Origin of the sequence: Exiguobacterium sp. s75 (assembly GCF_018617145.1) — a bacterium.
Taxonomy (GTDB): Bacteria; Bacillota; Bacilli; order Exiguobacteriales; family Exiguobacteriaceae; genus Exiguobacterium; species Exiguobacterium profundum.
On the sequence record NZ_JACSJQ010000001.1, the window covers coordinates 321,422 to 333,750 of the forward strand.

General features: G+C 45.0%; 13 protein-coding genes and 1 other annotated feature. Of the genes, 9 read left to right on the plus strand and 4 right to left on the minus strand.

The window, feature by feature from the left end; genetic code table 11:
- Window positions 1-25: 25 nt before the first annotated feature.
- Together trpS and KNO68_RS01620 are read right to left on the minus strand one after the other, a co-directional pair.
- Window positions 26-1,027: a tryptophan--tRNA ligase gene (trpS, locus tag KNO68_RS01615; protein WP_214684582.1), complete on the minus strand. Its 1,002-nt coding sequence runs from the start codon at window positions 1,025-1,027 to the stop codon at window positions 26-28.
- Between the two features lie 50 nt (window positions 1,028-1,077).
- Window positions 1,078-1,286: a binding site (T-box leader), on the minus strand.
- A gap of 42 nt (window positions 1,287-1,328) precedes the next feature.
- Window positions 1,329-1,697 (minus strand): DUF3899 domain-containing protein, encoded by a 369-nt coding sequence (locus tag KNO68_RS01620; protein ID WP_078146600.1) that lies wholly within the window; start codon window positions 1,695-1,697, stop codon window positions 1,329-1,331.
- A 269-nt stretch (window positions 1,698-1,966) separates the two neighbouring features.
- Here KNO68_RS01620 and KNO68_RS01625 point away from each other — a divergent pair, with 269 nt between their 5' ends.
- From KNO68_RS01625 to KNO68_RS01645, 5 genes are all read left to right on the plus strand, one after another.
- Window positions 1,967-3,586 (plus strand): peptide ABC transporter substrate-binding protein, encoded by a 1,620-nt coding sequence (locus tag KNO68_RS01625; protein WP_078146601.1) that lies wholly within the window; start codon window positions 1,967-1,969, stop codon window positions 3,584-3,586.
- Between the two features lie 306 nt (window positions 3,587-3,892).
- Window positions 3,893-4,819 (plus strand): oligopeptide ABC transporter permease, encoded by a 927-nt coding sequence (opp3b, locus tag KNO68_RS01630; protein ID WP_078146602.1) that lies wholly within the window; start codon window positions 3,893-3,895, stop codon window positions 4,817-4,819.
- Window positions 4,819-5,844 carry an oligopeptide ABC transporter permease gene (opp3C, locus tag KNO68_RS01635; protein WP_078146603.1) on the plus strand — a complete coding sequence of 342 codons (1,026 nt, stop codon included), beginning with the start codon at window positions 4,819-4,821 and terminating at the stop codon, window positions 5,842-5,844. Before opp3b ends, opp3C begins: the two co-directional genes overlap by 1 nt.
- Window positions 5,845-5,867: 23 nt before the next feature.
- Window positions 5,868-6,941, plus strand: coding sequence for an ABC transporter ATP-binding protein (locus KNO68_RS01640; protein ID WP_015881213.1), 1,074 nt, complete (start codon window positions 5,868-5,870; stop codon window positions 6,939-6,941).
- Window positions 6,941-7,891, plus strand: coding sequence for an ABC transporter ATP-binding protein (locus KNO68_RS01645; protein ID WP_015881214.1), 951 nt, complete (start codon window positions 6,941-6,943; stop codon window positions 7,889-7,891). Before KNO68_RS01640 ends, KNO68_RS01645 begins: the two co-directional genes overlap by 1 nt.
- Before the next feature lie 77 nt (window positions 7,892-7,968).
- Here the strand turns inward: KNO68_RS01645 and KNO68_RS01650 are convergent, their stop codons facing one another.
- Complete coding sequence (locus KNO68_RS01650; RefSeq protein WP_215111974.1) at window positions 7,969-8,502, minus strand: HD domain-containing protein; 534 nt, start codon at window positions 8,500-8,502, stop codon at window positions 7,969-7,971.
- A 222-nt stretch (window positions 8,503-8,724) separates the two neighbouring features.
- Here KNO68_RS01650 and KNO68_RS01655 point away from each other — a divergent pair, with 222 nt between their 5' ends.
- The 4 genes from KNO68_RS01655 to KNO68_RS01670 all read left to right on the plus strand — a co-directional run bounded on the left by KNO68_RS01655 (window position 8,725) and on the right by KNO68_RS01670 (window position 11,562).
- Window positions 8,725-8,862 (plus strand): hypothetical protein, encoded by a 138-nt coding sequence (locus KNO68_RS01655; protein WP_015881216.1) that lies wholly within the window; start codon window positions 8,725-8,727, stop codon window positions 8,860-8,862.
- 177 nt (window positions 8,863-9,039) lie between these two features.
- Window positions 9,040-9,438: a transcriptional regulator SpxA gene (gene spxA / locus KNO68_RS01660; protein WP_015881217.1), complete on the plus strand. Its 399-nt coding sequence runs from the start codon at window positions 9,040-9,042 to the stop codon at window positions 9,436-9,438.
- Between the two features lie 171 nt (window positions 9,439-9,609).
- Entirely contained in the window at window positions 9,610-10,266 is a 657-nt protein-coding gene (gene mecA / locus KNO68_RS01665; protein ID WP_215111975.1) for an adaptor protein MecA, read from the plus strand.
- Window positions 10,267-10,329: 63 nt separating this feature from the next.
- Window positions 10,330-11,562, plus strand: coding sequence for a DUF2254 domain-containing protein (locus KNO68_RS01670; RefSeq protein ID WP_215111976.1), 1,233 nt, complete (start codon window positions 10,330-10,332; stop codon window positions 11,560-11,562).
- Window positions 11,563-11,600: 38 nt separating this feature from the next.
- On the opposite strand, the gene KNO68_RS01675 is transcribed toward KNO68_RS01670, so the two are convergent.
- A complete protein-coding gene (locus KNO68_RS01675; protein ID WP_214813891.1) occupies window positions 11,601-12,326 on the minus strand; it encodes an SDR family NAD(P)-dependent oxidoreductase in 726 nt (241 codons plus the stop codon).
- Between the last annotated feature and the right edge of the window lie 3 nt (window positions 12,327-12,329).

Sequence of the window (12,329 nt, forward strand, 5' to 3'; positions counted from 1 at the left end):
CATGGAGAGTTCTGTCACAACAAGCTTATTTTTTCACTTTGGCGCGCTTACGACTGAGACCCATCGCTTTTTCAATCTTCGCGAGATTCTTATTTGCGACGGCTTCAGCTTTCGCACGACCGGCATCAAGAATTTCATCGAGTTCTGGAGAGTCGAGCAATTCGTGATAACGAGCTTGAATTGGTTCAAGTAGAGCAACAACCGCTTCCGCCACATCTTGTTTGAACGTCCCATAGTTCGAGTTCTCATATTGTTTGACGAGATCATCGATTGGGGTCCCTGTCGAAAGCGAGTAAATTTCCAACAAGTTCGAAATCCCCGGTTTATTCTCCCGATCAAATGAGATGACACCACTCGAATCTGTGACGGCACTCTTGATTTTCTTGCGGATGACATTCGGCTCGTCGAGCATCGAGATATATCCTTTGGCATTCGAATCCGATTTCGACATCTTCTTCACGGGATTCGTGAGAGACATGATCCGTGCGCCTTCTTTTTGAATGAGTGGTTCCGGCATCGTGAATGTCTCGTAATAACGTTTGTTAAAGCGTTCCGCCAAGTCACGAGTAAGTTCGATGTGTTGCTTTTGGTCGTCTCCGACTGGAACGAGTTCCGTATTGTATAACAAAATATCAGAAGCCATGAGCGTCGGGTAGACGAACAACCCTGCGCCTACATTCTCGCTGCCTTGCGACTTGTCTTTATACTGCGTCATACGACCGAGCTCGCCCATGCCGGCGATACAAGTTAACATCCAACCGAGTTGAGCGTGTGCTTTTACTTCAGACTGTACGAAAATCGTCGCTTTCTCCGGGTCGAGACCGGACGCGAGATAAAGTGCTGCTAATTTTCGCGTGTTGTTCATGAGCTCGACACGGTCGAGTTGAACAGTAATTGAATGTAAATCGACGATACAATAATAGGCATTGTTGTCGTCTTGTAGGTCGACGAATTGTTTCATCGCGCCAAGGTAGTTCCCGAGCGTCACGACGCCGGTCGGTTTGATTCCTGAAAAAATCGTTGCCATGTGAATACACCTCCGAAAAATATAAAAAACCGCAGTCGTCCTCCCGAATAAATCGGGACGAATAACCGCGGTGCCACCCAAATTTGCATATACTATGCCACTTGAACGCGTTAACGGGCGTGAACCGTCTCGCCATACTTTTTGTTCAGGCGAGCCACTCCGAAGTCCATTCATTCAATAACTTTTCATCTACTCACAGCACCGTAGACTCTCTGAGGAAAAGGGGAATTGAATTACTTGTCTTCATCCAAGTGTTCTTATTCTGCATTTAGTTTAGCACAGGATTCAAGTGACGAAAAGATTAAATCAAAGCGACGAGAAATGAGAGAGCGATACTTCCAACTCCGACATACACCCAGTTCCAAGCCGATTGTTTACGGAGTTGTCGATCTTCCGGATCTTCTTCCTCATCCTCTTCGTAATCGGCATCAATTTCCTTCAACCTTGCGCGTCGATTGCGTTTAAATCCGTACATGATTCCGTCAAATAGACCGGATGCACTCATATGGGAGAACATCCCGATGGCAAAGATGAGTATACCTGATACAAATAAGCCACCACTTAAGTGAAACGTGAAAGATTCACTTAGGAAATAGGAAAAAATCGACCAAACGGTATAGAGAAGTGTGACAATTCCCCAAACAAAAAATATACTTCGAAACTTTTTCAACGATGTAATCTCCTTTCAATCGATAAAAGAAATGTGTCAACATTCCGTGTTTCTTCTATGATACTAGGAACGTAGGGCATAAAGCGAGTAAGAAAATGATGTCGAATGATAGCGGTTCATTCAATAGTTGACAGTTTCATTAAAAATTTCTTACAATAGCCCTAACGTTCTTTCGTCGAATACTTTATGAAATATTCAGAAAATTAAAGAAAAAGTAAGATGTTTATTCGACGATCGGCTAGCTTTTCAAAATGAAAGGGGAAATCGCAATGAAGAAAAAATCGATTTTGCTCATGATGACGATCATCTTGGCACTCGGTTCAGTTCTCGCGGCTTGTTCGACAGGCGGAGACTCTGATGGCGGCAGTTCTTCTTCAAACGGAGAAAAAGTTCTTCGTTTGACGGATACGTCAGATATCACAACAGCCGATCCGGCTCTTGCTACAGACGCGGTCGCATTCAACTTGATCGCCAACACAATGGAAGGTCTTTACCGTCTTGATAAAGATGGAAATGCCGTCCCGGCACTTGCTGAAGGCGAACCAGAAGTAAACGAAGACGAAACGGTTTACACGTTCAAACTTCGTGATGCTGAATGGTCAAACGGGGAACCGGTCACAGCAAACGACTTTGTTTACGCTTGGCAACGAGCTGTTGATCCTGCAACAGGCTCACAGTACGCTTACATCATGAACACAGTTAAAAACGCTGAAGCAATCAACACTGGTGACACACCAAAAGAAGAGCTTGGCGTAAAAGCAATCGATGAGAAGACACTCGAAGTTACACTCGAGCGTCCAGACCCATCATTCCTTTCACTTACTTCGTTCGGTACATTCACTCCGATCAACGAAGCATTCGCTACAGAAAAAGGTGAAGACTTCACGACTGGTCCTGAAAACCTTCTTTATAACGGACCGTTCACATGGACTAAATGGGATCGTGAACAAGGCTATGTCTTAACGAAAAACGAATCATATTGGGATGCAGAAAATGTTGCTCTCGACTCAGTTGATGTGAAAGTTGTTAAAGAAACATCTACAGTCGTGAACTTGTATGAAGCGGGCGATGTCGACTATGCTGGTCTCGCATCAGAACAAGTCGCAGCATTCCAAGAAGATGAAGATTACAACACAGGTCTTCGTTCTGCAGTTGGTTACTTCAAGTTTAACCATGAAGATGAACTTTTCTCTGATGTAAATGCACGTAAAGCAATCGCACGTGCAGTCGACCCATCAGGAATTATCGATCAGCTCTTGAACAACGGTTCAGTAGCAACGACGTCATTCATCCCGAAAGACTTCATCAAGTATGAAGACGGAACGGATTATACAGAAGGCGTGGAATACTTCAAAACAAACACTGAAGAAGCTGCTTCACTTTGGGAAGAAGTAACCGGTGGAGAAGCAACAACAATCGAACTCCTCTCGTTCGACAGTGAAGTATCGAAACAAATCTCTGAGTACATGAAAGGTCAAATCGAGTCGAACTTGCCGAACGTAACGGTTGAGATCGCTCAACAACCTTTCAACAACAAACTTGAGCGTGAAGCAAAAGGGGACTACCAAATGTCATTCGCACTTTGGGGACCTGACTACCAAGATCCGCTTACGAACCTTGGTATCTTCACTTCAGACAATGGACAAAACGACATCAACTACTCGTCATCTGAGTATGACAAGTTGATTGATGAGGCATCTGCTGAAACAAGCATCGATGCACGTTACGACTTGTTCAAAGAAGCTGAAGCTCTCTTGATTGAACAAGATCAAGCAATCATGCCTATCTACCAAGCTGGTGTGGCATACTTGATCCGTCCAAACGTCGAGAACTTCAACCGTCAATTATTTGGTGCTGATTACCAGTACAAATACGTTGATATTAAGTAATGGAAGGAGGGGGCATGCTAACCGCATGTCCCCAATTTTCTAAAAAATTCTAGCGAAGTATGAGAAAATACTGTTCAAATGTTTTGTTGGTAAAGTATAATGTAGTAACAGTGAAAATTCAGAATAATCTCTGAAAAGAATTTTCTTTATTTTCAGTCGCTGTACTAAGAGCCTTGAGATGACGTATAAGCTATTCTTTCAGAAAATTCCTTTCATTTTGTGAATTTGAAAAATAGGTCATATGTCATAGTGATGCTGTTGGTGCAAGTAGTAGAAAGAATTAGACAAAACAGGGGGTTTTTATTCATGGGACGTTATATCCTACAACGGCTGACTTACGGCCTCATCACGTTCTTCTTGATTGCCACGTTCACGTTCTTCCTGATGGACCTGCTCCCAGGTTCGCCTTATCAGAACCAGGAAAAACTGACAGAATCACAAATTCAATTGTTGAATGACCGCTACGGACTCAATGATCCGCTTCCGGTCCGCTATGCGACGTACATTGGAAACATGCTACAAGGTGACCTTGGCGTATCGTTCCGTACGGCTAACCGTCCAGTAACTGAGTTGATTATGGAACGTATCGGTCCATCGGCACAATTAGGGGTTCAGGCATTAGTACTTGGAACTCTATTAGGTGTATTGTTGGGTGTTGTTGCGGCGATTCGTCACAATACGGCAATTGACTATGGTGCAATGTTCGTATCGGTAATCGGGATTTCCGTCCCATCGTTCGTCTTTGCAGCCCTCCTTCAGTACTATGTTGGAGTTAAATTACAGTTGCTCCCGGTAGCATTCTGGGAATCACCAGCTCATACGATTTTACCAACCATCTCGTTATCGCTCGGGGTTACGGCATCAATTGCCCGTTTCGTCCGAACCGAGATGTTAGAAGTAACCGGACAAGACTATGTCACGCTCGCGAAAGCGAAAGGGTTGACGGGTAACGCCATCGTATGGAAACACATGGTACGCAACGCGATGATCCCAGCGATCACGATTCTTGGACCGATGACAGCTGGACTTTTAACGGGTACATTCGTTATCGAGAAAATTTTCGCAGTACCTGGTCTTGGAGAATTGTTCGTTACGTCAATCACGTTGAATGATTACTCTGTCATCATGGGCACGACACTCTTCTTCTCGGCCCTCTTCATTATTATCATTTTACTTGTCGACTTGCTCTATGGGGTTGTGGACCCACGTATTCGTCTTGGGGGGAATAACTGATGATTGAAAACAAAAAGAATTACGAACAGTTCGACCAAGACATGTTCACACCAGTTGAAATGAATGAACAGCTTGGTGAGCGGATTGCCGGAAAAAGTTTGAACTTTTGGCAAGATGCATGGATGCGCCTAAAGAAAAACAAGGCGGCTATCATCTCGCTCTCGATTATTTTAATTCTCGTCGCACTCGCTTTGTTTGGACCGATGCTCTCAAGCCGAGATGCATACGAACAGAACATCTCGCAAGCAAAACTACCGCCTAAAGTCACTGGACTTGAATGGGCTGGATTTGATGGGTTGGCAACACTTGGAGGTCGTGAAATCGACTTCTACGAACAGAAGAATGTAGAAGAAAACTTCTGGTTTGGTACCGATTATCTCGGTCGTGATCTTTGGTCGCGGATTTGGGAAGGGACACGAATCTCCCTCTTCATCGGTTTAGTCGCAGCCATCATCGATACAATCATTGGAGTCGCGTACGGTGGTATTTCAGCTTACTTCGGTGGACGTACGGATAACATCATGCAACGTATTGTTGAAATCTTGACAGGTGTACCTAACTTGATTTTGATCATCTTGTTCATCTTGATCTTTGACCCAGGTGTCTTCACCATCATCCTTGCCATGGCCATCACCGGTTGGATTGGGATGAGTCGACTCGTTCGAGGGCAGATTCTTAAACTCAAAAACCAAGAGTTCGTCTTGGCAGCTCGTACACTCGGTGCTTCAAGTGGACGCTTGATTTTCAAACATTTAATTCCGAACACATTGGGTGCTATTATCATCACACTCATGTTCACGATTCCATCTGCTATTTTCTTCGAGGCATTCCTCAGCTTTATCGGAATCGGGCTTCAACCACCACAGGCATCACTTGGTACGTTGATCAACGATGGATACAAAGAACTACGGACATTCCCGTTCCTTCTTATTATCCCGTCTGTCATCATCGTCTTGCTTATGGTCAGCTTCAACTTGCTTGCTGACGGTTTGCGTGATGCGTTCGATCCGAAAATGCGTAAATAAAAAAGAAAGAGGGGGACTCGTGCATGGAAACGATTTTATCAGTCCGAGACTTAGAGGTCTCGTTCCACACATATGCAGGAACAGTTCAGGCTGTTCGTGGTGTTTCGTTTGATTTGAAAAAAGGCGAGACGCTCGCCATCGTAGGAGAATCGGGTTCAGGTAAATCCGTTACTTCTAAGGCAATTATGCGTCTCATTCCGAACCCTCCAGGTGAAATCACGAACGGAGAAATCATGTTCGAAGGAAAAGACTTGGCGAAACTTTCGGAAAAAGAAATGCTTAAAATTCGTGGTCGCGACATCGCAATGATTTTCCAAGACCCGATGACATCGCTCAACCCGACGATGACGATTTACAAGCAAATCGCAGAAGGGTTGAAACAGCACCAAGGGTTAACGGGTGAGGATGCGAAGAAACGTACGCTCGAACTGTTGACACTTGTAGGGATTCCAAACCCTGAAGCACGCTTGAAACAGTATCCACACCAACTTTCTGGTGGGATGCGCCAACGGATCGTTATTGCGATCGCACTCGCTTGTAACCCAAAAGTGTTGATTGCCGATGAACCGACAACAGCACTCGACGTAACGATTCAAGCGCAGATTCTTGAACTGTTAAAAGACATTCAGCAAAAGACTGGCACAGCGATTATCTTCATCACGCACGACCTTGGCGTTGTTGCGAACATGGCTGACCGTGTTGCTGTTATGTATGCGGGACGTCTCGTTGAAAAAGGAACGGTTGATGAAATTTTCTACGAACCACGTCACCCATACACATGGGGGCTTCTCGGTTCGATGCCGCGTCCGACGGATGACCGCAATGAAGCGTTACCGGCAATCCCGGGTACGCCTCCGAACTTGCTCGATCCTCCAAAAGGGGATGCGTTCGCACCGCGTAATCCATACGCGATGAAGATTGATTTTGAGAAAGAGCCACCGATGTTCCAAGTAAGTGATACACACTTTGCTTCAAGTTGGTTGTTACACCCACAAGCACCAGCGGTTAATCCGCCACGTGCGATTCGTGAACTCGCTCTCAAATATCGTCCAGACAGTGCGTTCGCAAAATCGTTTACGAAAGGTGGTGCTGAATAATGGAACGCGAGAAATTACTCGAGGTAAAAAACCTGAAGCAGCACTTTAAAATTGGTCGTGGCCGTGTTGTCAAAGCGGTCGACGGGATCTCATTCGATATTTACAAAGGTGAAGTGCTTGGGCTCGTAGGTGAGTCTGGTTGTGGGAAGTCAACGACAGGACGTACGATTATCGGTCTCTACGACGCGACGGATGGTGATGTCGTGTTCAAAGGCGAAAACGTCCACGATAAAAAATCGAAGGCAGACAAGTTGAAATTCAACCGTGCGATGCAAATGATTTTCCAAGATCCATACGCTTCGCTCAATCCGCGTATGACAGTCGCCGATATCATTGCAGAAGGAATCGATATTCACGGTCTTGCGAAGACGAAAGAAGACCGCATGAATCGCGTATATGACCTTCTTGAAACAGTTGGTTTGACAAAAGAGCACGCAAGCCGTTATCCACATGAATTCTCAGGTGGTCAGCGTCAGCGTATCGGGATTGCCCGTGCTCTTGCGGTTGAACCGGACTTCATCATCGCCGATGAGCCGATCTCAGCACTTGACGTTTCAATTCAAGCCCAGGTCGTCAACTTGATGAAAGAATTGCAACGCGATCGCGATTTGACGTATTTGTTCATCGCCCACGACTTGTCGATGGTTAAATACATCTCTGACCGTATCGGTGTTATGTATCAAGGTCACCTCGTAGAGCTTGCGACAGCAGATCGCCTTTACGAGAACCCAATTCATGCATACACGAAATCGCTCCTTTCAGCGATTCCGCTTCCGGACCCGGAGCATGAACGTACACGTAAGCGGATCGTATACGAGTCAACATCAAAAGGTCCAGTCGGCCGTTCAGATGAAGATTCAAGTATCCCGCCACTTCGCGAAGTTGAGCCGGGGCACTATGTCTCGCTCACAGACGAAGAGTACGAAGCGTATAAAGCGCAACTCGTATAACGAAATCAATCCTGACTCATTTATTGAGTCAGGATTTTTTTTGCACAAAAAAATCACCTATTAAAGTAGGTGACTGATTATCCGTTCGAGATGCGTGGTAAATTAGAAAGACGTTCCACGATGGCGTCGATTTGACGGACGCGAGCTAACGCATCTTCAATTTCCATTGTCTCGTAATGATGAAGACCGCCTGGCTGCTCCACATACGTGTCAGCGTCATGGACGAGCTGTTGAAGTGGAGTTCGTTGAATACGACTCGGTGGTAGGTAGGAATCCGTGTGCAAGAGAATCATGACAGAAATCTCTTTTGCTCGGGCTGGATCTTCCCCTAAACGAATCAATAATTTGTGGGCGCGTTCGGCCCCCTTGATCGCATGGATATCGTTCTGACGATACAAATCATAATTCCATTTACCTTCTGTATACCATTCATAGTGTCCGATATCATGAAGAAGCGCAGCTTTCGTCGCCAAATCTGTATCAAGACCACGTTTCGTTGCCATTTCGAGAGCGCGTTCACTGACGTCGACCGCATGTTTTAAGCCAGATCGAGTTAAATATTTTTGGGTAACCGGATGTTTCATAATCGTTTCTAAAGTGATTCTCATCATCGCTCTCCTCCTTTAAAATAAAAAGGTTATTTCTATAAACTATACAGGTTTCTTCAATTCATTGCAAATGATATCCGTTTAAATTTGAGATGAACGTGTAAGAATGATTCACATTTCACAAACGAGTGTGCTATAATTTAAATGTAGATATAGTGCAACTTCAAGATTTTTAGAATCGGTAATGCTCGGTCGGTTCCTTACGCTGTATGGGGGTGAGAGGCCATGAAAGAACGTGACAAAGTTCTGCGAGAGAAAAAGAGACTTTTGAAAGAAGTATTGAAGAAAAAGTTGAAAGACTTACAAGTCAAGCCAGGGAAAGAGACGGTGTCTCAACCGGTTTCTCGAATCCCTGCGTCTTAAGTTAGGTCGTTCAAGGTCGCATTCAACGAATGCGCCCTCTTTTCATATCTGATTGATAAAGAATATCATTGAAGTTTTGATAAATAAGAATTACTATAATTAAGTGGATGCGAATTTGGGTATACAAATAGAGTCACTTAAAAAGATGGACGCATACTCGATCAGGGAGGAAGAAAAATGGTCACACTTTATACGTCTCCAAGCTGTACATCTTGCCGAAAGGCACGGGCTTGGCTCGAAGAACATGATATCCCGTTTACAGAACGAAATATATTTTCAGAACCGCTCTCATTGAATGAGATTAAACAAATTTTACGTATGACGGAAGACGGGACGGATGAAATCATTTCGACTCGCTCGAAAGTCTTCTCTAAAATCGATGTGTCTGTTGATGCGCTATCTCTTCAACAGCTTTACGATTTGATTCAAGAATATCCAGGTCTTTTACGTCGTCCGATTCTGATTGATGAGAAACGTTTACAGGTCGGATATAACGAAGATGAGATTCGTCGATTCTTGCCACGTAAAGTTCGGACGTTCCAATTACAGGAAGCCCAGCGACTTGTGAATGAATGAGAGCATACTGTTTAAGCAGTGTGCTTTTTATTATCGATTATTTCCTATAAAATAAAGTTATAACCCTTCATCTAGATTGAACGATGTTAAAAAGGGTACAAAGATAACAAGACAATTTCCCCTCTCCTCCTTATGTGAATTGGGAGCGAGGTGAGAAGGGAGTGGACAATCGTGAAAATTGAGCGCATCAATGATAATACCGTCAAATTTTTCATCACATACGTGGATATCGAAAAACGTGGTTTTGCTCGTGATGAAATTTGGTACAACCGAGAACGTGGCGAGCAGCTGTTCTGGCAAATGATGGACGAGGCTCACGAACGTGAAGACATCTCGTTTGATGGTCCACTATGGATTCAAGTACAAGCTTTTGAAAAAGGTCTAGAAGTGACTGTGACAATCGCGAAAAATGTAATGGACACGGAAGACGATTCTGAACTCGGTTCGCTTCTTCGATCAGCAATCGATGAGGCACGGGATCAACAATCGGTACTCGACCAATTGAGTGAGTTGGATGAACTTGAAGCCGAGGCAGATGCTTGGGCACCACTCGCGATGGAAACAAATGATTTCGAGGCAATCATTTCGCTGAGTAAACGTACAGGAGACATGTTCAGCGATCTTGATTTGAAACTATACCATTATCAAGACCGTTACTACTTGTGGATTGATTTCCCGGATGAAACGGAACCGGAAGACGAAGAGAATGCACTCAGTCTTTTAGCAGAATATTTAACATTCAGCACACAGACGCAACCGATGCTTGAAGAGTATGGAAAACTCATTCTCGATGGCGACGTCTTTGCGAAAGTGCGTCACTATTTCTAATGACACATCGCCTGTTCAGTTGGACAGGCGATTTTTTCAAATCGACGGTAAAGAGGTGTTGGTATGGTGAGACGAATTCGATTACTACTTGATGACAGTGCATGGTTTGTCCCATTTTTATACGGAACGGGTGGCATCGTATTAACGGCATTAACCCAAGTGTTTGGGGATTTCTTTCGTGATTTATTACCAGGCTTTATTTATTTAGACCTGGACTCAGCGGCGTCTGTGTTGTCTTCGACATTTACGAGCCTGATGACGATGATGACGTTCAGTTTTTCCACGATTCTGGTCGTATTGACAACGTATTCCTCTCAGTTCTCTCCCCGGACAATCAATAACTTTTTGACGAACACGTCGGCCAAGCATACGCTCGGTCTTTTCATCATGACGACGGTTTATGGAATTTCGAACCTATTCCTCGTCCGTACGGCAGATGAAGGCGTCGTGTTGTCGTCCGGGATCAGTGTGCTCTTAGTTATTGGTTCGATTTGGGCATTCGTCAAGTTCATCCAGACGATCAGTGTTTCGATTCAGGCGGAACGTCTATTATCCGCGTTACATAAAGAAGCGCTCTCCGTCATCAGCGAGCAAAAAGATGCGATTGAGTCGGATGAGGTTCATCTCGTCTTGCCTCGATCTGTCCATTCATTGGAAGGTCAAGCGGTACGAGCTCCGCAAACGGGGTACATCCGATTGTTTTTAAGAGAGAAACAAGGAGATCATGAAACGGACTTTGAGTCCGTCGTAGCCGTCGGGGATTTCGTTGCCAAAGGTGATTTACTCGGGTTTTGGAAAGGCGAGGACGCACCGGATATCGAGTTATTTGAGATTGGGGAAGTGCGTTCTTCGATGCAAGAACCGTCATTTGCGATTGAAAAATTGAGTGAGATTGCGCTAAGAGGAATCTCTCCAGGAATCAATGATCCGAACACCGCAATTCATGCGATTCATTACATCGGGGATATTTTAAGAGAACTTTGTGAATTACCAGATGGTGATTTTTTGTATTCGAACGGGAAGTCTGACTGGCATGTGAAACGAAAAACGCTTGAGACGATTCTATTTGAATCGCTATCGCCGATGCAGACTTATGCGAGCCGAGATATCTTTGTGATGGGGTCCGTGTTTGAAGCGATTCGAATGGCGCGCCTTCAAGCGCATGAAACGCTCGATTCGACCTTTGAGGACATGATTCAATATTTTGTGGATGTGATTGATTGGGATCGTCTTCATGTGAAAGAACAGAACTATTTACACAATAAGATCAATCGGGCCAAAAAGATGACGACATGAGTAGAGACCACCTGTTCAAAAGAAGAGGTGGTCTCTGTTCAAGACAATGTATATCCGCCATCGACTGTGATGGCTTGGCCGTTAATGTAAGTTGAAGCATCAGTCAATAAAAATTCTACGACCGGCGCTACTTCCTCAGGGAGGGCGGCATGTCCCCGGAAATGGTGAGTCATCGCCTCTTTAAACTTCGCTTCACCACCGTATAACTTGTGACTAAGAGGTGTATCAATCGGTCCAAAACAAACGGCATTGAATCTTACTTTTCCTTTCATTCGGTGCGCGAACGTTTTGGTTAAGGCCACTACGGCCGCTTTTGAAGCGGCATAGTGCGCGAGCATCGGAGGGAACTTGACGTGCCCGACGATGGCGGCATTGTTGACGACACTCGCTCCTTGGTCAAACAAGGGAATGGCGTGTTGTGTGACGGTGTTCAGCGCATACAGGTTGACCTCGAACACCTCAGTATACGACTCATGTGTCAAACGCTCAGGGGTACCCGGTCTGCCGAATGTGGCAGCGTTATTGAATAATCCGTTCAAGGTCACACCTTGTTCTTTCAATTGAGAGAAAAGATGGTCGATGTCCTCTATCGAAGCAAGGTCACTTCGAATGAATGTGGCTTGTCCATTTGAATCAGACTCGAGAGCGGCGCCTCTTGTTTCATCCCGACCGATCCCGATGACACGGTGCCCCTTACCAGTCAACTGCAAAGCGACGGCGCGACCAATCCCACTTGTCGCACCGGTGATCAGAAAAGTCCCCATAAT